17 protein-coding genes are annotated in these 21,232 nt (G+C 48.9%); 13 read left to right on the top strand and 4 right to left on the bottom strand.

Annotated features, from left to right (window positions below):
• Nucleotides 1-9 precede the first annotated feature (9 nt).
• The 3 genes from nuoN (at nt 10) to QUF18_RS10520 (ending at nt 4,465) form a co-directional block, all read left to right on the top strand.
• Nucleotides 10-1,458 (top strand): NADH-quinone oxidoreductase subunit NuoN, encoded by a 1,449-nt coding sequence (gene nuoN / locus QUF18_RS10530; protein WP_289387019.1) that lies wholly within the window; start codon nt 10-12, stop codon nt 1,456-1,458.
• A gap of 91 nt (nt 1,459-1,549) precedes the next feature.
• A complete protein-coding gene (locus tag QUF18_RS10525; RefSeq protein ID WP_289387018.1) occupies nt 1,550-2,326 on the top strand; it encodes a biotin--[acetyl-CoA-carboxylase] ligase in 777 nt (258 codons plus the stop codon).
• Nucleotides 2,327-2,746: 420 nt separating this feature from the next.
• The gene (locus QUF18_RS10520) at nt 2,747-4,465 is read left to right on the top strand and encodes a ribonuclease J (RefSeq protein WP_374806836.1); all 1,719 of its coding nucleotides are present in this window, start codon (nt 2,747-2,749) and stop codon (nt 4,463-4,465) included.
• A gap of 67 nt (nt 4,466-4,532) precedes the next feature.
• Here QUF18_RS10520 and QUF18_RS10515 read toward each other — a convergent pair whose 3' ends face one another.
• Entirely contained in the window at nt 4,533-5,243 is a 711-nt protein-coding gene (locus QUF18_RS10515) for a hypothetical protein (protein WP_289387017.1), read from the bottom strand.
• A gap of 318 nt (nt 5,244-5,561) precedes the next feature.
• Here QUF18_RS10515 and QUF18_RS10510 point away from each other — a divergent pair, with 318 nt between their 5' ends.
• The gene (locus QUF18_RS10510) at nt 5,562-5,828 is read left to right on the top strand and encodes a DUF1467 family protein (RefSeq protein WP_289387016.1); all 267 of its coding nucleotides are present in this window, start codon (nt 5,562-5,564) and stop codon (nt 5,826-5,828) included.
• Nucleotides 5,829-5,887: 59 nt separating this feature from the next.
• Here the strand turns inward: QUF18_RS10510 and QUF18_RS10505 are convergent, their stop codons facing one another.
• Nucleotides 5,888-6,589 carry a hypothetical protein gene (locus QUF18_RS10505; RefSeq protein ID WP_289387015.1) on the bottom strand — a complete coding sequence of 234 codons (702 nt, stop codon included), beginning with the start codon at nt 6,587-6,589 and terminating at the stop codon, nt 5,888-5,890.
• Between the two features lie 147 nt (nt 6,590-6,736).
• Between QUF18_RS10505 and QUF18_RS10500 the strand changes: the two genes are divergently transcribed.
• From QUF18_RS10500 to map, 8 genes are all read left to right on the top strand, one after another.
• Nucleotides 6,737-7,813 carry a helix-turn-helix domain-containing protein gene (locus QUF18_RS10500; RefSeq protein ID WP_289387014.1) on the top strand — a complete coding sequence of 359 codons (1,077 nt, stop codon included), beginning with the start codon at nt 6,737-6,739 and terminating at the stop codon, nt 7,811-7,813.
• A 1,031-nt stretch (nt 7,814-8,844) separates the two neighbouring features.
• Nucleotides 8,845-10,173 carry a proline--tRNA ligase gene (gene proS / locus QUF18_RS10495; protein ID WP_289387174.1) on the top strand — a complete coding sequence of 443 codons (1,329 nt, stop codon included), beginning with the start codon at nt 8,845-8,847 and terminating at the stop codon, nt 10,171-10,173.
• A 143-nt stretch (nt 10,174-10,316) separates the two neighbouring features.
• On the top strand, nt 10,317-11,543 hold the full coding sequence (locus QUF18_RS10490) for a lipoprotein-releasing ABC transporter permease subunit (RefSeq protein WP_289387173.1): 1,227 nt from the start codon (nt 10,317-10,319) through the stop codon (nt 11,541-11,543).
• An 8-nt stretch (nt 11,544-11,551) separates the two neighbouring features.
• On the top strand, nt 11,552-12,247 hold the full coding sequence (locus QUF18_RS10485; protein ID WP_289387171.1) for an ABC transporter ATP-binding protein: 696 nt from the start codon (nt 11,552-11,554) through the stop codon (nt 12,245-12,247).
• Nucleotides 12,248-12,396: 149 nt separating this feature from the next.
• Nucleotides 12,397-13,986: a sulfatase-like hydrolase/transferase gene (locus QUF18_RS10480; RefSeq protein WP_289387013.1), complete on the top strand. Its 1,590-nt coding sequence runs from the start codon at nt 12,397-12,399 to the stop codon at nt 13,984-13,986.
• A gap of 835 nt (nt 13,987-14,821) precedes the next feature.
• A complete protein-coding gene (dnaE, locus tag QUF18_RS10475) occupies nt 14,822-18,283 on the top strand; it encodes a DNA polymerase III subunit alpha (RefSeq protein ID WP_289387170.1) in 3,462 nt (1,153 codons plus the stop codon).
• 81 nt (nt 18,284-18,364) lie between these two features.
• Nucleotides 18,365-18,577, top strand: coding sequence for a ParD-like family protein (locus QUF18_RS10470; protein WP_289387012.1), 213 nt, complete (start codon nt 18,365-18,367; stop codon nt 18,575-18,577).
• Nucleotides 18,574-19,371: a type I methionyl aminopeptidase gene (gene map / locus QUF18_RS10465; protein WP_289387011.1), complete on the top strand. Its 798-nt coding sequence runs from the start codon at nt 18,574-18,576 to the stop codon at nt 19,369-19,371. Before QUF18_RS10470 ends, map begins: the two co-directional genes overlap by 4 nt.
• Nucleotides 19,372-19,415: 44 nt before the next feature.
• On the opposite strand, the gene QUF18_RS10460 is transcribed toward map, so the two are convergent.
• The gene (locus tag QUF18_RS10460; RefSeq protein WP_289387010.1) at nt 19,416-20,057 is read right to left on the bottom strand and encodes an NAD(P)-dependent oxidoreductase; all 642 of its coding nucleotides are present in this window, start codon (nt 20,055-20,057) and stop codon (nt 19,416-19,418) included.
• A gap of 196 nt (nt 20,058-20,253) precedes the next feature.
• On the opposite strand from QUF18_RS10460, the gene QUF18_RS10455 reads away from it, so the two are divergent.
• Nucleotides 20,254-20,706, top strand: a complete 453-nt coding sequence (locus QUF18_RS10455; protein ID WP_289387009.1) for a winged helix-turn-helix transcriptional regulator — start codon at nt 20,254-20,256, stop codon at nt 20,704-20,706.
• A gap of 43 nt (nt 20,707-20,749) precedes the next feature.
• Here the strand turns inward: QUF18_RS10455 and QUF18_RS10450 are convergent, their stop codons facing one another.
• Nucleotides 20,750-21,058 (bottom strand): hypothetical protein, encoded by a 309-nt coding sequence (locus tag QUF18_RS10450; protein WP_289387008.1) that lies wholly within the window; start codon nt 21,056-21,058, stop codon nt 20,750-20,752.
• Nucleotides 21,059-21,232 lie beyond the last annotated feature (174 nt).

The following is a 21,232-nucleotide window of genomic DNA, read 5'->3' as shown; positions in this document are numbered from 1 at the left end:
CATCGAGCGATGTACACCGATCTGATTGCCCACCTTACTCTCGCTGCACCGGAGGTGCTGCTCTCAGTTGGCGCCTTGGTGCTGCTGATGGTAGGCGCATATTCCGGCGACCGTGCCAGCACCATTGTGACGGGTCTTTCCGTCGCATTGTTGCTGGGTGCGCTTGCTCTCGTGCTGGTTTTCCCTGCTGACGGCGCTGCTTTCGGCACTGCATTCATCAGCGACAGCTTTACCCGTTTCATGAAAGTGCTGACCCTGATCGGTTCGGTTGTCACACTCATCATGTCGGTTGGTTTTGCCAAAGACCAGAAATTCAACAAGTTTGAGTTCCCGGTTCTGGTCGTGCTTTCGACTGTTGGTATGTTGTTGATGGTATCTGCCAACAATATGCTGGCACTCTATCTCGGCCTCGAAATGTCGTCTCTGGCACTCTATGTGCTGGCCGCTTTCAACCGCGACAGCGTTCGTTCCACAGAAGCCGGTCTGAAATACTTCGTTCTCGGCGCTCTGTCTTCGGGCATGCTGCTGTATGGTATTTCTCTGGTCTATGGTTACACAGGCACAATCAACTTTGCTGATATTGCTGCGGCTGTAACCGGTGGCACTGATGGGACAACAAGACAGCTGGGTCTGGTCTTCGGTCTGGTCTTCATTATGGCCGGTCTTGCATTCAAAATCTCCGCTGTTCCGTTCCATATGTGGACACCGGACGTTTATGAAGGTGCGCCAACCCCTGTAACCGCATTCTTTGCTGCGGCTCCGAAAATGGCTGCGATTGCCTTGCTGGTTCGCGTGACCATGGGTGCCTTTGCGCCGCTGAAAGCCGACTGGCAGCAGATCATCGTCTTCGTGGCTCTGGCCTCGATGATCCTCGGTGCTTTTGCCGCGATCGGTCAGAAAAACATCAAACGTCTGATGGCCTATTCGTCCATCAGCCATGTTGGTTATGCTCTGGTTGGTCTGGCTGCCGGTACTGTAGACGGAGTGCGTGGCGTTGCTATTTACATGCTGATCTATCTGGTGATGACACTGGGTACATTCGCATTCATTCTGGCAATGCGTAACAAAAACGGCACTGTTGAAGAAATCAATGATCTGGCAGGACTGTCGCGCACCAATCCGGTGATGGCAACAATCATGACCATCTTCTTGTTCTCGCTTGCAGGTATTCCTCCGCTGGCCGGTTTCTTCGGTAAGTGGTACACATTCCTTGCAGCTGTTCAGGCTGGTCTGGTGCCGCTGGCGGTTATCGGTATCGTGGCTTCTGTTGTCGGTGCTTTCTACTATCTGCGCATGATCAAGATCATGTGGTTCGATGAGCCTGCAGCTGGTCTTGAAGCGCCTGCCGGTGAGTTGAAGCTGGTAATGGGCGTATCTGCAGCGTTCGTTCTGCTCTATGCATTGATTGCTTCGCCAATCATGATCTGGGCGACAAATGCTTCGAAGGCATTTTTCTGATAAGATCTGAATAAGACATGTTATAAACGCCCGGTTTTGTGCCGGGCGTTTTTGTTTCCGCACGTATCAGCAGTTGCCGGACGGATAGATTATGACTTTTGTATTGAGCGAAAAGACGATTACAGCCGGTTACCGGTTAAAAGAATTTGAGCATATCGGCTCAACCAATGCCGAAGCCTTGGCTAATGCGCAGACAGGTGAGGCGGGCTCGGTCTGGTATGTGACTAAAGATCAGCGCTCTGGGCGCGGTCGTCGTGGTCGTGAATGGTCAACACAGACCGGCAATCTGGCCGCAACTTTGTTGTTGGTACACGATTATCCGTTGGAACTGGCGGCAACACTGAGTTTCGTTGCCGGACTGTCTCTGGTTGAAGCGGTTGAGCAATTGCTACCGGACACACCAACACGATTTCAGCTGAAATGGCCGAATGATGTGCTGGCAGATGGTGCGAAACTATCGGGTATTCTGCTTGAATCCAGCTTGCTGAAAGACGAGCGCAAGGCTCTGGTGATCGGGATTGGTGTGAATGTCCTGCATAGCCCGGAAGGTGTGCCCTATGCGGTGAGCAACCTCAAGGCCAATGGTTATAGTCAAGGTGCAGAGCAACTTCTGGAAGCTCTGGCTGAACGCTTTGCGGTGAACTTTGCCTTGTGGAATGACGGGCAGGGACTGGAAACAATCCGCACCCATTGGCTGCGTCATGCAGCAAGACTGGGTGAGATTATTCGGGTGCAGAGTGGCGGTGAGATGCTGGAAGGTACGTTTTCTTCCATTGACAGCCAAGGCCATCTGGTTTTGTCGCTGCCGCAGGGGCGCAAAAAGACGATCTCAGCGGGAGAGGTTTTCTTTGGGGCTGAAACACGCTAAAGCATCGCACAACGCAATGTTATTTTATGAAATACGGTTTCTGAGATTACATTTGAGTAAAGCTGAAGTGAACGCGATAAACTGGCAGACGTGGCCGGTTTTGTTATAAATGGGAAGTTGAAGTGCAAAACTTCAGTTTTCCTTTTGTAAGTTGGGAATTTTAGAGAACAATTCTTGCTTCCCATCACTTTAGCGGTCATGAAATTAGAGTGTTTCCAGTTATGACTGAATCGTTGGAACCACTCTAATTCTTTGTTTTACGCATTATCCTACGCAAAACCGGTACCCACTTTTGCTGGAAATGCTTTAATATGTTGAATTTGCATTGTCACGACTGTGCGCATCCGGCTCTGTCTTTAAAAGAGCAGGGAAAATGCCAAATGATGATGTACCGAATTAAATAGTTTTTGAGGAGGGGGAATGCCCCAGTCCCGTTTGGATGATTTGCAAAACAAAGGCCAACTGAATGGTAAAGAGGAACTGGTGTTCCTGCCATTGGGTGGTGTAGGCGAAATCGGTATGAATCTCGCAATGTACGGCTACGGGCCGGAACATGCGCGTGAATGGATCATTATCGATATGGGTGTGAGTTTTGCAGGTGCTGAATTGCCGGGGGCAGACCTGATCCTGCCGGATATCCGCTATCTGGAAGCAGAACGTAATAATATCCGCGGGATTATTATTACCCATGCTCACGAAGATCATTATGGTTCGCTTTTGGATCTCTGGCCGCGTCTGCGCCTGCCGGTCTATGCAACGCCATTTACAGCCGGTTTGCTCGAAGCCAAGCGTCAGGCTGAATATAATGCGCCGGAAATTCCGGTAACTGTATTCCGCGCCGGTGAAAGCTTTGAGGTTGGCCCGTTCAAGATCGAAGCGGTTGCTGTTACCCATTCGATTCCCGAACCGGTATCGCTGGCGATTACCACGCCGCTCGGCCGTGTGATCCATACAGGTGACTGGAAGATCGATCCGGAACCGTCGCTTGGCCCTGTACTGGATGCCAGCCGTTTTGAACAGCTTGGTGATGAAGGCGTGCTGGCACTGGTCTGCGACAGCACCAATGCGATGCGCGAAGGTGAATCACCGTCCGAGCGTCAGGTGTCGGAAAGCCTGCGCGAGCTGATTGAGAATGCCAAAGGCCGCGTAGCGATCACCACATTCTCCTCCAATGTCGGACGTATCCGCTCGATTGCGGAAGCTGCGCGTGATGCCGGTCGTCAGGTGCTGGTGGTCGGCCGTTCGATGAAACGCTGTATTTCTGTTGCAACCGAACTTGGCTATATGGAAGGCCTGCCGGAATTTCTCTCAGAAGATGATTACGGCTATGTCCCGCGTGAAAATGTGGTGATGGTGCTGACCGGTAGTCAGGGTGAGCCGCGTGCAGCACTTGCCAAACTGGCACGGGATGAAATGCGCTCCTTGGCTTTGACTGCCGGTGATACAGTGATTTTCTCATCGCGTACTATTCCGGGTAATGAAAAACCAATTATTGAAATCAAAAACCAGCTGATTGAACAAGGCATCAAGATCATCTCTGATGATGATGCGCTTGTGCATGTTTCCGGCCATCCGCGTCGCAATGAGCTGAAGCGCATGTATGCATGGGTGCGCCCGCAAATTCTGGTGCCGGTGCATGGTGAGGCCGCACATCTGGTGGCACAGGGAACGCTTGGTGTTCAGGCCGGTATTCCGGATGTTGCACAGGTTCGCAATGGTGACGTATTGCGTTTGGCACCGGGACCGGCAAAGATTATTGATGAAGCACCCTATGGCCGTATTTATAAAGATGGCCGTCTGATCGGTGATGAAGATGAAATGGGGATCAGTGAGCGCCGCAAACTTGCCTATGTTGGCCATGTGGCAGTCTCCATTCTTCTCGATAATCAATATAAAATCTACGATGAGCCGGAAGTGGTTGCTTTTGGTGTGCCGGAAGAAGATGCGCAAAAAAATCTGATTGAAGATCTTCTCTATGATGCTGTCGTTAGTGCTGTAGACAGCATTCCGCGTGCGCGTCGCAAAGACATTGATCTGGTGCGCGAAGCCGCCCGTCGCGCAGTGCGCGCTGCAGCTAATGATGTATGGGGTAAAAAGCCGGTCACAACGGTTTTTGTGACACGTATTACTGAAGCCTGATACTTGCTTTGTTAAATTTAAAACCGCCGGTTTGTGTGACGCAAACCGGCGGTTTTTGTTTTGTGGTTTACTTCGGAAACAAAAAAGTTGCGGTAAAGCGGGCACCCCAGTCGGGACCATTATCCGCTTTGCGGGCATAATATTGGCCGGTCACACCGAGACTAACATGCTGTTTGGCAAAGGTAAAAACCTTGGAAATGCCCACATCAACGGGGATTGTCCACTGCGCGTTTGTCCAGTCATAGGTCATTTCACTATTGAGAGACAGGCCGACAGTGTTGGGAAATGTATAGCTGAGAAAAGGCTGAACCATCGTCGCACTGACATTTTGCCTGTCGCTTTCACCGGCAAAAGACCAGATATGATTGGCAAGTCCGCCAAATGTCCAGCCATGCATTTGTTTTAGCGCGACCACCGTCGGGCCTGCACCCCATTTTTGACTGCCAAGCATGGCATTGGTTGCTGTTGGCCATAGAAAGGCTGGCCCTGCGCCCCAGATGAGGCCATCATGCTCTTTGACAGGTGACAGAAAAAAGCTCTGCACCGTATCACCTAATCCGAACTTGGCTCCGATATCAGGTGCCGAAGCATCCTGATGAATGATTGGTAAAATCGTGCGCACAATCAAATTCCAGTCACTGTTGAGTGAAAACGGTACGACCGGCTGAATATTGGTTGTAAAGCGGCCGGCATTATTGGTGCCGCTGCAACAAATATAGGTATTTTGAATTGGTACGCTAATCAGACTGGAGACGGGGTTCGCCAGTTTTTTGGCCAATTCCTGCGTATTCGAATCTTCCGCACGGGCATTTAATGTGAAAACGCTAATGATGATGAATATAAATGTTATGCCGCATAAAAATATCTTGCGTATCATTGGTTTATAACCCGAAATCATTCAAATGAGTCATCAGGTTAAGCAGATAGTTTAAAATTGAAAGCTGATGTTTTTATGCGTTGTTACACATTGTGCTAAATATCGCAGCCTGCAAAAGGGACGGGAACACGCACTTGTCGGTACGGAATTGCTGCTCTATGGTAAGGAGATAATACAGCATACCGCTTTTACCGGAGCGGTTCTGCGGGGAGGAAGAATATGTCGGTTATATCCGGAATGGCGATCTTTTTCATTATCTGGTGGACAACACTGTTTGCCATGCTGCCTTTCGGTCTGCGTACACAGGCAGAAGAAAATCACATCGTGCGCGGCACAGTCGCGAGCGCTCCGGCACGCCCGCGGATCTGGCTGGCATTTTTACGGACAACGGTGGTTGCCACGATCATTTTCGGCTTGTTTTGGTTCATCACGCAGAAGCTTGGTTTTGGACTGGATGATATCCCGCATTTCTTTCCGGATTTATGAATCTAAAACTGAAGTTATTTCTGCAAACAATTGTTTTTATAGAATTATATAGAATGAAACTATCTGATTTCCGTGCGTACAGCATCGCCTGATATCAGGATTTCTGGTTTTGCATCCGGTGTGTTCGGCAGCTTGCTGTCGAACATAGAAGCCTTGGCGTTAATGCGGTAACTAATTGCCGTACCTTTCGGAAAATGCAAACTGGTATCGAGCGCACGTCCGGCGATATTAATCTGCTCTGGTCGGGCAGTATCATCAAATTGCAATTTTGTGCGAAAAGCATCGCCACGGATTTTGACTGTTTGGGCTGAGCCTGTCAGGGCGATATCCGCTGCTCTGGTTTCAATATCTAAACCGGAGAATTGCCCTTGAAGGTCAGCTTTGAAAGCAGGCTGCTTTATCTCGACATTGACATTGCGCGGCAGATTAATTTGCAGATAGGTGCTGCATTCCGACAGATCATACCAGTCGCTGTTATGGGCGTTGATCAGTAATGTCTGACCAGACACAACCATATCTCCCTTTGCTTTGCAGTTATTATAGAACCACCCCGAGAGCCAGCCTGACGGTTTGGCGGACATGATTGATTGTCGTTCTTCATTATCTTGTGTGGTCAGACGGATGAGGCTGGCATCACCGCTGATTTTGACAAGATTGATGTCATCCGTCGCGACGGATTTTTGAGCGCTGGCCTGCTCATTGTTGCAGCCGCTGAGCGCAACAACAGCGGAGAGCAGTATAGAAAGAAGCATATAGTCCATGCATATTTATCCTTGTTAAACAGGTATATGCATGGATATTTTACGGTTCTGTCGTTTTCTGCGACCTGAATCCTGATCAAGGTCGACGCAGAACGTGTTTTGCTTCATCGCTGATGAGCTTGTCATTCATTGTTTAAGGTTGTGCCGGTGCTTTTTATTCCTCTGCCTTTTGTGGTGACAATCTTGATGGGGCTGTTGCTTTGGCAATTGCTGCGCAAGCGTGAGGCGGGCAATCGTACGGATCAGTTTTTCATCGTCCTGATCAGTATTTATATGGTGCAATCTATATTGCTCGGATTGCGTTGGGGCTATGAAATCACTGCGGTTTTGCCATTACAGATATTGCTGGCCTCAATCATTGCCGGATTGGCTTATTTAAGTTTTTATAGCCTCACGGTGGCTGACAGCGTGCAGGCATTGCGAATTAAAAAGATATGGCCGCATTTGCTGCCGGTGATTGTTGTTTTCAGCCTGTTACTTTTCCGACGAGATTTGGCCGCTCTGGCTATTATTGTGATTTTTTTGATCTATGGCGTTGCCTTATTGTGGCTTGCCTATAAAGGGCCGGATGTGTTGATCGCAGCAAGACTGGATGGTGTGCTGCGTTCTTATCGGGCAATGCAGATTACCGGTTTGATGCTGATCGGCTCTGTGATCGTTGATCTTCTGATAAATTTTGATTTTTTCTGGAGCGGTGGCCATTATTCACCGTCTATCATCTTGGTGACGAATATTCTGTCACTGCTATTTCTTGGTGCAGCGGCAGGCGTTGCGCTGAACAACCGTACGAGTGATGAAAACGGCGGGGAGGCGGAGCCAGCATCACAAGTGGTAAGCACGGAAACGGCTCTGACGACGGAGCAGCATATTGCTATCGTGGCGGAGCTGGACGCTTTGATGCGGGAAAAGCAGCTCTACGAAGATATGGAATTGAATTTAAAACGGATTGCACATCGATTGCGCAAACCGCCACGCCATGTTTCTGAGGCAGTTAATCGTTGTCGCGGGATAAGTGTTTCGGTTTATGTGAATAATTTTCGCGTGGAAGAGGCGTGCCGTCTGCTGCGCGAGACGGATGAGCCGGTAACACAAATTACCTTTGCCAGTGGCTTTCTGACCAAATCCAATTTTAATCGCGAGTTCCTGCGTGTGACGGGTATGAGCCCCAAAGCATTTCGCAGTCAGATGGTAGCATCTGACGTCCGCGATAATGCGTCCAACTAAAAGCTATTTCGCAGTCAGATGGTAACATCTGACGTCCGCGATAATGCGTCCAACTAAAAGCTATTTCGCAGTCAGATGGTAACATCTGACGCCCGCGATAATGCGTCCAACTAAAGGCTATTTCGCAGTCAGATGGTAGCATCTGACGTCCGCGATAATGCGTCCAACTAAAAGCTATTTCGCAGTCAGATGGTAACATCTGACGTCCGCGATAATGCGTCCAACTAAAAGCTATTTCGCAGTCAGATGGTAACATCTGACTGAAACGACAGAGACCTGAGCGTGTATCTCTGAAACGCGAGCAGCCTGGTCAGGAATAAGGGGCGGAGCACTTTATTATCGCGTTAAAGCAAAAGTGACTTCTATAATCCCACTATATTTGTATTATTAAGATGTAAAAAAAAGCAAGGCGTTAGCCTTGCTGATAAAATACGCGTCCAACTCGTATCCTTGTTACAGGCGGCTGCGATATACCGCGCCTGAGTTGCATCCTCCCAAGACTTTGACCGCGTGAGAGAGTAGTTAAGCCTGCTCTCTGTTGTCGTTGCTTGGAAAATAGAATGAGAAATATCAGTTGTCACGTGTTTTTTTAGCCCAAGACACAAAAATGCCATATGATTTAAAGCGAAAATACAATTTTGATAGTTTTTAATTCGATTTAAATGACCAATTTGATCAAAAATGCAGTTTTTGACGTGTTTTCTGTATCGAAATCAAATTTGTAAAAAATTTGTCACAAAGAAGTAAAATAGAAGAAGTTTGTATTCTTATCATCGAAACTGCGGGCATAAACTTGCGAAGCTCACGTTATTTTGAGTGGGTAAGCTTGTTTTCTATGGAATCAGCACGCCTTGCCATAATTTGGCGAGCTTTATCCGGCAGGTCTGCACTGTTCCGTGTTGGGAATTACAGCGCTCCGCTCTGCGTGAGACGGGTTTTCATTGCTACGATAAGTGGTTAATAAACACGGGAGATTTTATGTGTTTTTTCCTGATTCTTCTGTGTCGGGAGCAATTTCCGGTGGTTCCTCCATGCGTATGTCGCGATTCTTTTTGCCAATCCTGAAAGAAAATCCAAAAGAGGCAGAAATTGTCTCCCATCGTCTGATGTTGCGTGCGGGCATGATCCGTCAGCAATCAGCCGGTATTTACACATGGTTGCCGCTGGGGCTGAAAGTTCTCAACAAGGTCAACACAATCATCCGTGAAGAGCAGAACCGCGCTGGTGGTAATGAAATTCTGATGCCGACCATCCAGTCTGCTGATTTGTGGCGCGAAAGCGGCCGCTATGATGCTTACGGCAAGGAAATGCTGCGCATTAAAGACCGCTCTGAGCGCGAAATGCTGTTCGGCCCGACCAATGAAGAAATGGTCACCGATATTTTCCGTTCTTATGTGCGCTCTTATAAAGATCTGCCGCTGAACCTCTATCACATTCAATGGAAATTCCGCGATGAAGTGCGTCCGCGTTTCGGCGTGATGCGCTCGCGTGAGTTCCTGATGAAAGACGCTTATTCTTTCGACCTGAACTATGAAGGCGCGAAAGCTGCCTATTACCGTATGTTCGTTTCTTATCTGCGCACATTCTCCCGTATTGGCGTGCAAGTTGTGCCAATGCGTGCGGATACCGGCCCGATCGGTGGCGATCTGTCCCACGAATTTATCATTTTGGCAGAAACCGGCGAAAGTCAGGTATTCTGTGATCGCGCATATCTCGATCTGAAAGTACCGGGCGCGGATATCGACTTCTTCGATGATGCAGCAATGGCTTCGATTGTTGACCAGTGGACAACACCTTATGCCGCGACTGAAGAAATGCATGACGAAGCCGCATGGGCGAAAGTCAATGCATCTGCACAGGTTGCAGCACGCGGTATTGAAGTTGGCCATATTTTCCATTTCGGCACCAAATATTCCGAACCTATGGGCGCGAAAGTGCAGGGGCCGGATGGCAAGGAACATCTGGTTTCCATGGGGTCTTATGGTATTGGCCCTTCACGCGTGGTTGCTGCAACGATTGAAGCATCCCATGATGAAAACGGCATTATCTGGCCGAAAGCCATTGCGCCGTTCGGTGCAGGCATCGTTAATATGAAGCCGGGTGATGCAGCTTGTGATGCTGTTTGTGAAAAACTCTATGAAGCGCTGACCAATGCCGGTCTCGATCCTCTGCTGGATGACAGCGATGATCGTCCGGGTTCGAAATTCGCGACGATGGATCTGATCGGTGTACCGGTACAGATCATTGCCGGTCCGCGCAGCGTTGCGAATGGCGAAGTTGAAGTGAAAGATCGCAAAACCGGCGAACGTCAGACCATGACTGTTGAAGCCGCAATCAATCTTCTCACTGCGGGGCAGTAATGTTCAAAAAGCCTGCGACAGGTGGAAAACAAGGCAACGGGGGCGCGCAATTGCTCAATAAATTGCCCAAGAAACCACAGGAAAAGAAACCGGCAGCCCAGACAAAACGTCAGGGCACCGGACCATTCTCCTCATTGGAGCGTATGATCGCCTGGCGCTATCTGCGTTCCCGCCGTCGCGAGGCTTTTATCTCTGTGATTGCCGGTTTTTCATTTACCGGCATCATGCTTGGCGTGGCCACACTCATCATCGTTATGGCGGTGATGAATGGCTTCCGTACGGAATTGCTCAATCGCATTCTTGGTATTAACGGACATCTGATCGTTGCACCAATCGACAGCCCGATGGAAGATTATGACCATCTGGTGAAGCGTATGGATGCGCTGAAAGGCGTGAAATTCGCTATTCCGGTGGTTGAGGGGCAAGCATTGGTGCAGGGCTCTATTGGCGCAGGCACCGGCGCACTCGTGCGTGGCTTGCGTGAGCAGGATGTTAACAAGCTTGAGCTTATTGCTAAGAATGTGAAATCCGGTACTTTCGCAAGCTTCGATACGGCTGATGGCGTGGCCATTGGTACACGAATGGCGCAAAATCTTGGTCTCGGGGTCGGCGATGATCTGAAAATCATTTCGCCGGACGGTGATGTTACGCCTTTCGGGGTAAATGCCCGCACCAAGGCTTATCCGATTAAGGCGATTTTCGAAATCGGTATGTCTGAATATGATGCCTCGATTGTGCTGATGCCATTGGACGAAGCGCAGCTTTTCTTCAATCAGGAAGGTCGCGTGCAGTCGATTGAGGTTTTTGCCGATAATCCGGATAAGATCGATGATCTGCGTGCCGGCGTGGAAGAGGCGGCAGAACGCCCTGTCATGATGACAGACTGGCGGCAACGCAATGCTACCTTCTTCTCGGCCTTGCAGGTCGAGCGCAACGTTATGTTCATGATCCTGACATTGATTGTTTTGGTCGCCGCTCTGAATATTATTTCCGGCCTTATCATGTTGGTTAAGGATAAAGGGCACGATATCGCGATCCTGCGCACGATGGGCGCAACGCGCGGTGCGATCATGCGCATCTTTCTGATGACAGGTGCGGCTATCGGGGTTACCGGTACGATGGCAGGCGTGGTACTTGGCGTTGTGGTCTGTCTTAATGTTGAGAGTATCCGCGCGTTCTTCTCATGGCTGTCTGGTACAACATTGTTTAACCCTGAGCTTTATTTCCTCAGTCAGCTTCCGGCGAAGATGAATGTCGGAGAAACGCTTTCCGTTATCGGTATGGCGCTGTTCTTATCCTTTATTGCTACGATTTTGCCAGCTTGGCGTGCGGCTAAACTCGATCCTGTTGATGCGCTGAGGTACGAATAATGGCTGGTATATCAGGGGAGCCGATCCTTCAGCTGAAAAATGTCTGCCGCAGCTATCATGAAGCAGACCGTGAGCTGACCATTCTCAAGGATGCGAATTTCACATTGATGCGCGGTGAGATGGTGGCACTGGTTGCGCCATCCGGTGCCGGTAAATCCACCTTGCTGCATACCGCAGGTTTGCTTGAAAAGCCGGATTCCGGCGATGTTATTTTAGGCAATACATCCTGCGCGCAGCTGGATGATGATGAGCGCACAGCTATGCGCCGTCATGATCTGGGCTTTGTCTATCAGTTCCATCATTTGCTGCCGGAATTTACCGCGCTAGAAAATGTGATGGTGCCGCAAATGTTGCGCGGGCTGACATCTAAAGTTGCCGCACAGCGGGCGCAAAATCTGCTGGATTATATGCGTATCGGACCGCGCTCATCGCATCGCCCATCTGAGTTGTCGGGTGGTGAGCAGCAGCGTGTGGCGATTGCCCGTGCCGTTGCCAATGCGCCATTGGTGCTGTTTGCAGACGAGCCGACCGGCAATCTTGATCCGTCAACCTCATCTTATGTGTTTCAGGCTCTGGAAGCATTGGTACGCCAATCCGGTCTGTCTGCACTGATTGCAACGCATAATCATGATCTGGCACGTCGTATGGATCGTTGCGTGACTTTAAAAGACGGCAAGGTCGTTGATTTGAATCTGAATAGTTAAATATAAAGTCCGATTATAAAAGAAGTCGCAGATGTTTTCTCTCTGCGACTTTTTATTTGTTTGTAATGTGAATAAAATATTACAATTTTATTGCAGTTTTATTTTCCCGTGCTACGAAGCGAAAGCTTTGCAATATATCGGGGGATAATATGAAAGCGTTAATCAGAAAAGATTTAGCGTTTTATAATATGCAAGTAGTTTTGCTTGCTTTATCTTTTGTATATATATTTAAGAAGTATACTTTATTTTCTGGAAATCAGGTAACTGCATTTTTGTTGTTTGCGGTTGGCGTGTTCTTTTGGCTTAATCGCAATCATTCTCTGCAAAGACCACAAAATATAAAAATTCCATACAGCTTTATTCCTGTATTCTTATTGTTTTTTTGGTTTGCTTATATCGGTATTTTCGGAAAATTTGATGTTTCGTCTATCGTGTTCCATTTGCAAATGGGAGCAGGCGGCGGTTTTCTGTCTGGCTTTTACAAGCCTGTATTCCGCTATCTGGGTAGTTTCTTGCTATTTGCTGTCGCATTTGTGTTGCTGCTGAATTTAGATAAACGATTTCTGCGCCTTGATAGGGCTTTATGCGTGCCTTTGTTGCTGGTTAATCCAATGTTTTGGGGAATGGGCAATTATTGGATCGCGGATAATCCTCAGGATGATCGTTTGCTGTCCGCTTATCAGGAACCGGGGCGTCCGGTTTTAGCAACAAAGACACCTAAGAATCTGATCGTGCTTTATGCGGAAAGCATGAAGCGCACATTGGGAAATATTGCGCATGGGGATTATAGTTTTGCTGAAATGAACCGTCTTGCGAAACAAGGTCTGGAGTTCGCCGGTGTACGCCAGGTTGAGAATACCGGTTGGTCAATGGCCGGTTTCGTGACTTCACAATGTGGTATGCCGCTGCAACCTTTCGGATTGCTGAGCCATAATATGTTTAATGAGAAAAAGGATTTCTATACGGGCATCGATTGTCTGAGCGATATATTGGGCGGCAATCAGTACCATACGGAATTTATTGATGGCGGCGATCATAATTTTGCAGGTATGGCGCCATTTTTGAAAACGCATCAATTTTCAGCAGCGTCGGGATTAGCGGAGCATAATAAAATCGCCGGTGATTACAGAAATGACTGGGGGCTTTACGATGATACGCTGTTATCGATAGCTGCTGATCGTGTCCGTGATTTAACGCAAAAGCCCAAACCTTATATGCTTTCAATCGCAACGATTGGTGCACATTTTCCGACTGGAAATCCGACACGCAGTTGCGCAGAAGCCAATATTCGGCAAGGGCTTCCTGAGATTTTGTATGCTGTCAAATGTAGTGGTTATGAAATTGAGCGCTTTGTTGAAACGCTGCGTCGTGAAGGTCTGTTGCAAAATACTTTGCTGGTGATTGTAAGTGATCATTTAATGATGAAAGCGGAGTTCGATGAAGCGTTAAACGCAGAGGACCGGATGAATTATCTGGTTGTGCTAGGGGATGATATCGCACCGGCTACAATCACCAGAGATGCAGCAATGTTTGATGTAATGCCGACAGTGCTGGACTTGCTTGGGTTTGAATTAAATAAGCAACGCGCAGGCTTGGGCGTATCTTTGTTATCTGAGCATAAGACGCTTGCAGAGCAATATGGTTATAGTCAGCTCAATGAGTTTATAACGAATGATACGCTTTTGGCTCATAAAGCCTGGCTGGATTCAAAATCGCAAAGCATTGTCGCTTTACAATAACCAACGCAATCCCGTTTATTGGTGTGATAAACGGGATTTTTGATAGGCTGATTTATCGTTTTGTATAAATAGAGCAATCAGCACAAACCTTTTTTATGAGATTTCAAAGAAAACTTACTTTTATATTTATTGCTTTTCAGGCGCGTCGTATTGCGCTGAATTTAATATAGATAATTGAAAAGACGTGTCTTTAAGGCACTGAAAAATTTCAGATAATTTTATAATCTTTCACTCGCTTATGCAATGTTTCCGGCAATTTGGCTGAGTTTTTGCAATAGCAGCAATACAGTCCTGACACGCGAAATAGCGGACTTGATTCATATTTCACTAACTATAGATGTTTTTACGCGAACAAAGAGGGGTTGACTGTGGAACAATAATAGAACAAATTACAAACATACAGGAACATATGGAGTTCATATCATGTCTGATCTGGTTCGTGATGTTATGTCATTCATTTCTATCGGTTTGTTTGTAGCAACATTTGCTATGTGGGTCGCAGCGTTCTGATCCTGATTGTTCTGCTTGCTCAGAATGTAAAAGTTACACACAGGCGGTGGTCTGCCTGTGAATGATATACAGAATGCATAGATGCATCTGGACATCATGACGGCATTGCGGGAAAAAGAGTTCTGATACTATGCGGAGTCTGTGTGGCTTTCGTTTCTAATATCTGTTCGATTTTCCCTGATTACAGAGCTGCCATGTTTTGAATATGGTTTCGCTGTAATGCTTTGAAATGCGATAGCATCATTAAACCAGTCCGGTGATGGTGTTCGCAATGACGGAGTTTATGCCTTTGCCTTCTGATGTTTCTGCTATTGCCACTTCTGAAATGTCTGCCGGAGCTCCGGCTTTCATTCATTTGCGTGTGCACTCTGCATATTCACTGCTTGAGGGGGCATTGCAAATTGGCAAAATCATTGGTCATGCCAAGGATGATAATGCTCCGGCGATTGCAGTAACAGATACGAATAATCTGTTCGGCGCGTTGGAATTTGCACAGAAAGCATCAAAAGACGGTATTCAGCCGATTATCGGTTGTATTGTTGATATTGCATTTGGCGATCATCAGCCTGAGGGGCGTGCAATCAATCGGCGTGACGCACTGGATTTGTCGCCGGTGGTGCTGCTGGCTTCTAGTGAAGAAGGCTATGCCAATATGGTGCGGCTAGTCAGTCGCTCCTATCTGGAAACAGAATCCGGCGATCCGGTGCATGTTCGTGCAGATTGGTTGCCGGATTTGTCGGAAGACGTAATCTTTTTGACGGGCGGCGCAGAAGGGCCGATTGGTAAGCCACTTAACAATGAACGGGAAGAGCGTGCACGTAGCCGTCTGGATTTTTTAAAAGGCATCTTTGGGGATCGTCTTTATATCGAGCTGCATCGTCAGCGCGGTTATGACCGTATGCTTGAATCCAGACTGGTTGATCTGGCTTATAATTATGAATTGCCTTTGGTCGCGACCAACGAGGCTTTCTTCAAGCAGAGTGAAGATTATGAAGCGCATGACGCGCTGCTGGCGATTGCTGACGGGCAGGTCATTGCTTCAGATGATCGTCGTCGCCTGACGCCGGATCATTATCTGAAATCCCAGAGTGAAATGGCAGCCTTGTTTGCTGATCTGCCGGAAGCTCTGGAAAATACGGTTGAGATTGCACGCCGCTGCCATTGGTACACGCAGACCCGTGCGCCGATCCTGCCGCGCTTTACCGGTGAGTCTGATGATCCGGAAGCCGCATTGCAGGAAGAAGCCGATGAAATGGCGCGGCAGGCACGCGAAGGTCTTGAAGAACGACTGAAGATTTTCGGCCTCGCAGAAGGGCATACCCACGAGGATTATATTAAGCGGCTGGATTATGAAGTCGGCATTATCGTCCGCATGAAGTTTCCGGGCTACTTCCTGATCGTTTCGGACTTTATCAAATGGGCAAAGCTACAGGATATTCCGGTAGGGCCGGGGCGTGGTTCCGGTGCTGGCTCGCTGGTTGCTTATGCGTTGACGATTACCGATGTTGATCCGCTACGTTTCTCGCTGCTGTTTGAGCGTTTTCTTAATCCTGATCGTGTGTCGATGCCGGACTTTGATATCGACTTTTGTCAGGATCGCCGTGAAGAGGTGATCCGATATGTGCAGCAAAAATACGGACGCGATCAGGTAGCGCAGATTATCACTTTTGGTACGCTGCAGGCGCGTGCGGTGCTGCGCGACGTTGGTCGTGTACTGCAAATGCCATACGGGCAGGTCGACAGGCTGTGTAAACTGGTGCCGTCCAACCCTGCCAATCCGGTATCGCTCGGTCAGGCGATTAATGAAGAGCCGCGTATTAACGAGGAGCGTGAGAAGGAGCCGGTTGTCGGCCGTCTTCTCGATATGTCGCTGAAGCTTGAAGGGCTGTTCCGTCACGCTTCGACCCATGCTGCGGGTATTGTTATCGGTGACCGGCCTTTGTCGGAACTGGTGCCGATGTATCGCGATCCGCGCTCTGATATGCCGGTTACCCAGTTCAATATGAAATGGGTTGAACAGGCCGGTCTGGTGAAGTTCGACTTTCTTGGTCTGAAAACGCTTACGGTTTTGAACACGGCTGTTAAGCTGATTGCCCGTAAGGGCGTCAATATTGATCTGCAAACTTTGCCGTTTGACGATCAGCTGACCTATGAAATGTTGTCGCGCGGTGAGACGGTCGGCGTGTTTCAGGTGGAATCTGTGGGTATGCGTAAAGCACTCATCGGGATGAAGCCTGACCGCATTGAGGATATTATTGCGCTTGTGGCGCTTTATCGCCCGGGCCCGATGGAGAATATTCCGACCTATAATGCGCGCAAGCATGGTGAGGAGGAAGTCGCCTCTATTCACCCGAAAATCGATCATCTGGTGAAAGAAACGCAGGGCGTTATCGTTTATCAGGAACAGGTGATGCAGATCGCGCAGGAGCTTTCCGGCTATTCGCTGGGTGAAGCGGATTTACTACGCCGCGCGATGGGTAAGAAGATCCGCGAAGAAATGGACAAGCAACGCGTCCGTTTCGTTGATGGTGCGATTGAAGGCGGTGTCGGTAAGGCGCAGGCCAATACGATTTTCGATCTGCTCGCCAAGTTCGCTGACTATGGTTTCAACAAATCCCACGCGGCGGCCTATGCGATTGTTTCCTATCATACGGCCTATCTGAAGGCGCATTATCCGGCAGAGTTTCTCGCCGCTTCGATGACCTATGATATGAACAACACGGAAAAGCTCAATGATTTCCGTCGGGATGCCATACGTCTTGGTATTGATGTTGTGCTGCCATCGGTGATGACATCCTATCGCCCATTTGAGGTGGGAGAAGGCAAGATTTTCTATTCACTGGCAGCGATCAAAGGTGTTGGCGATGCAGCTGTTGAGCACATTGTTGATAAACGGAAAGAAAAGCCGTTTGAAAACCTTGAAGATTTCTGCGAGCGGGTTGATCCGCGTATGGTCAACCGTCGTGTGTTTGAAAGCCTGATTAATGCCGGTGCGCTGGATTGTTTTGGCGTTGACCGCTCCGCATTAAGCTCCGGCATGGACAGCCTGATGGCCTATACCCAGCGCACGCAGGAAAACGCCAATAGTGGTCAGTCCGATATTTTTGGCACTGGTCTTGTGCCGAAAGAGAAGTTGCAGTTGCCGGTGGTAACACCTTGGACATCAGCGGAGAAACTGCATCGCGAGTTACAGGCCGCAGGCTTTTATCTTTCAGCGCATCCGCTGGATGATTATAATGACGCATTGCAAAAAATGCGTGTTCAGAGCTGGGCAGATTTCTCTAATGCGGTGAAAAAAGGCGCCACCAACGGCCGTCTTGCCGGAACGGTGATTAGCAAACAGGAACGCAAGACCAAGACCGGCAATAAGATGGGCATTATCGCTTTTTCTGATGCAACCGGTCAGTTTGAATCGGTACTGTTCTCGGAAGCATTGCAGCAGTTCCGCGATCTTTTGGAGCCCGGACGTTCAGTGGTGATTACCGTTTCCGCTGAAAACCGGCCGGAAGGGGTGAGTCTGCGTATTGCCACGGTTGTGTCGCTGGAAGATGAGGCCAGCCGTCTACAAAAGGCATTGCGCCTGTTTTTGCGGAATAGCGATGCGCTTGATCAGATCGTGCCTTACTTCAAAACCCGTGGTGACGGTGAGGTCAGTTTTATCGTTATCAAAGATAACGGTCAGCGCGAGGTGGAAGTTGCTTTGCCGGATCGCTATCGCATCAGTCCGCAGATCGCCAGCGCGATGAAGGCCATCAGCGGTGTGGTGGATGTCGAACTGGTGAGCTGATCCGGATTCATCGTAACGACAGGCTTGTACTGCAATATGTGTTTCATATATAGTCTATATATGGATTATATGTGAGGCCTTATGGGTATTGTAAATATTGAAGACGAGCTGCATGAGCAGCTGCGTCTTGCGAGCAAGGTGACCTGCCGTTCTATTAATGCGCAGGCTGCCTTCTGGATTAAAATCGGTATGTTGTGCGAGACCAATCCGACGCTCAGTTTTACTGAAATTATGCGCCGTGAGCTGAATGCTGCCGGTGTTGCTATGTCCTCGCTGAGTGTGAGCGAAGCATGATTAAGCAACCGCAGGAACTGGCTTTATTGGCGGAATCCGGACGCTTGCTGGCCTCTGTCTTTGAAATGTTGGATAATACCGCGCTTGAAGGCGTTTCAACGCTTGAGATTAACGACAAAGTCGAGCGCTTTATTGTTGAGGATTTGCAGTCCCGTCCGGCGAGTAAAGGCCAATATGGCTACGGCTTTGTGCTGAATTCTTCAATCAATCATGTGGTCTGTCACGGTGTGCCGTCTAAGGCAGATGTTTTGAAAAGCGGTGATATTGTCAATTTTGACATTACGCTGGAGAAGAACGGTTATATCGCGGATTCAAGCAAGACCTATTGCGTCGGCGAGGTAAATACGGCTGCCAAACGATTGGTGCGCACGGCTTATGAAGCTATGTGGATGGGCATTGCCACGGTGCGTCCAGGTGCGCGGATTGGTGACATTGGCTGGGCGATTGAGCGCCATGCCAAGCGCAATGGTTATTCGGTTGTGCATGATTATTGCGGCCACGGCATCGGCCGCGAGATGCACGAAGAGCCGCAAATTCTCAATTTCGGCAAACCCGGAACCGGCCTGTTTCTGCAACAAGGAATGGTTTTCACCATTGAGCCGATGCTCAATCAGGGGCGGCGCAACGTAAAGACCGAAGATGATGAGTGGACTGTCACAACAAAAGACGGCTCACTCTCCGCGCAGTTCGAGCATACGGTTGCGGTAACTGCAACAGGCGTATCCGTGCTGACTTTGCGTGCGGATGAAAAGAACTCGCCGCAGGCTAAGCGTCTCGGCTTGATTTCGGCCTGATAAAAGAAAGCCTGCAATTAAAACAGGCTTTCTTATTTTAGCTTTTAATATGCTGCGGTGAAGCGTTGGCGGATATGTTTACCCTGTTCTGCTTCATCGATGATGGCAACAGCCAGATCGCCGACGGTAATTTTGCTTTCGCCTTTATCATCAAAGACCGGAGAATCTTTGCCAAGACGGAATGTACCGCTGGCTTCACCCGGAACCAGCAGAATGGCTGGTGAGACGAAAGTCCAGTCCAGAGTGGTTTCGGCTTTCAGGTCATTAAGCGCCTGACGGGCACCCAGCGCGCCTTCTTTATATTCTGCCGGAAACTCAGGGGAATCCACCAATTGCTGACCGTTAATTTCAAGGCTGCCAGCGCCGCCAACTGCGATCAGACGTTTGATTCCGGCTTTCTTCACTGCTTCGGTAATGGATTTGCTGGCTTTGATATGAATATTGCGGATGTCAGCTTCCTGCCAGCCCGGATTATAGGCGGAGATCACCAGATCATGGCCTTTCAAAAGGGCAGCTAGTCCGTCCGTATCCAGCACATCGGCCTTCACAGCGGTTACATTGGCATTGGCAGCTATTTTTTCAGGGTGGCGCACGAGTGCGCTCACCTGATGACCACGTTTCACGGCTTCATTGAGCAGGGCTGTACCAACATAACCGCTGGCGCCGATGATTGCGATTTTTGACATGATGCTTACCTCATATTATAGATTTGAGAATTATTTTTAATCAGGTTACGATTGGTAACTATGTAATGCACTTTAGAAGAGCTGTGAAGAATGCACTTTAAAGTTGGCAAGTCACATCAAAGTAACTGCCTGTCTCATTCATAAAACGCGCTCTACTGCGCTTATTATGAAGATGGGCAGGGAAAGGGAGAAGGCAATGACCTCTCAGGCCAAGACCGCACAGAAGAAAAATTCCGCTACCCAGAGCGATGAAGCTGAAAAAAATACTTTGCCGCTACTGGCAGAAACAGCGGGATTCGTAACGGATGAAAATGGCACCTGTCCGATCCGCGAAGTGCTGGATCGTGTCGGGGATACATGGAGCCTGCTGGTCATCCTCAATTTGCAGCAGGGTACAGTGCGGTTTAATGCGCTGCGCCGTCTGGTGGAGGGCATCTCGCAACGTATGCTCACAGTCACTTTGCGCTCGCTTGAGCGCGACGGCTTGGTGTTACGTATTGTGCGCCCGACATCACCGCCGGAGGTCGAATATTCGCTGACCGCGTTGGGTATGTCGCTGGCCAAACCGATTGATAGTCTGGGGCAATGGGCCGTTGATAATCGCCATATGATGCGTGAAGAGCGTGCGCGCTTTGATGCCCAGCAGTGAGGAGTCCGGCAGTTAACTCTTAAGAGTATAAATACTCGGCAGTCTATTCGACATAAAACAGCAAAAGCAGTGCAACCAGCATGGCAGGCACAAGGCACAAGGCCGCCATGTTCAAAATTGCGGTCACCGGTTGCTGAAATGAAGCATTCTTTTTATAGAGCGCAGATGCCTTGAACGATTTTACACATTGGTAGATGACCAGATAGCTGCCCATGGCGATCAGTCCAAGTGTCCAGCCAGACAGGACAGTTTGTGTAGGGTGCCCCGGAACGCCGATGACCCACGGGATAATAAGCAGGCCGCAAATCGCTGCGATTAAATCCGGATAGAAGCGTATAATGAGTTTTGTCATATTCAGATGATCTCTGTCCGGAACGCATTTTGAAATCTGTGCTATCGGTTTTGAACTGAAATTCAGAACCATACAAGCAGCTAAGGCAACTTTGCCGGTTCAGCATGGCCGTTATAATGCTGTTTCAATGCTTGATTTCGGGGCATATGGGCTACAGAGCTTGACAAGACCGGC

This window comes from Pseudochrobactrum kiredjianiae, from assembly GCF_030362795.1.
Taxonomy (GTDB): Bacteria; Pseudomonadota; Alphaproteobacteria; order Rhizobiales; family Rhizobiaceae; genus Pseudochrobactrum; species Pseudochrobactrum kiredjianiae.
The sequence above is the reverse complement of the archived record's forward strand: the minus strand, read 5'-3'. Positions and strand labels throughout refer to the sequence as shown.

Bases quoted from the DNA above. Each gene is read 5' to 3' on its own strand.
- QUF18_RS10505 (WP_289387015.1), bottom strand. From the start codon at position 6,589: ATGGACTATATGCTTCTTTCTATACTGCTCTCCGCTGTTGTTGCGCTC.
- dnaE (WP_289387170.1), top strand. From the start codon at position 14,822: ATGTCTGCCGGAGCTCCGGCTTTCATTCATTTGCGTGTGCACTCTGCA.
- QUF18_RS10455 (WP_289387009.1), top strand. From the start codon at position 20,254: ATGACCTCTCAGGCCAAGACCGCACAGAAGAAAAATTCCGCTACCCAG.
- QUF18_RS10525 (WP_289387018.1), top strand. From the start codon at position 1,550: ATGACTTTTGTATTGAGCGAAAAGACGATTACAGCCGGTTACCGGTTA.
- map (WP_289387011.1), top strand. From the start codon at position 18,574: ATGATTAAGCAACCGCAGGAACTGGCTTTATTGGCGGAATCCGGACGC.
- QUF18_RS10460 (WP_289387010.1), bottom strand. From the start codon at position 20,057: ATGTCAAAAATCGCAATCATCGGCGCCAGCGGTTATGTTGGTACAGCC.
- QUF18_RS10490 (WP_289387173.1), top strand. From the start codon at position 10,317: ATGATCGCCTGGCGCTATCTGCGTTCCCGCCGTCGCGAGGCTTTTATC.
- QUF18_RS10480 (WP_289387013.1), top strand. From the start codon at position 12,397: ATGAAAGCGTTAATCAGAAAAGATTTAGCGTTTTATAATATGCAAGTA.
- QUF18_RS10470 (WP_289387012.1), top strand. From the start codon at position 18,365: ATGGGTATTGTAAATATTGAAGACGAGCTGCATGAGCAGCTGCGTCTT.
- QUF18_RS10510 (WP_289387016.1), top strand. From the start codon at position 5,562: ATGTCGGTTATATCCGGAATGGCGATCTTTTTCATTATCTGGTGGACA.
- proS (WP_289387174.1), top strand. From the start codon at position 8,845: ATGCGTATGTCGCGATTCTTTTTGCCAATCCTGAAAGAAAATCCAAAA.
- QUF18_RS10450 (WP_289387008.1), bottom strand. From the start codon at position 21,058: ATGACAAAACTCATTATACGCTTCTATCCGGATTTAATCGCAGCGATT.
- nuoN (WP_289387019.1), top strand. From the start codon at position 10: ATGTACACCGATCTGATTGCCCACCTTACTCTCGCTGCACCGGAGGTG.
- QUF18_RS10520 (WP_374806836.1), top strand. From the start codon at position 2,747: ATGCCCCAGTCCCGTTTGGATGATTTGCAAAACAAAGGCCAACTGAAT.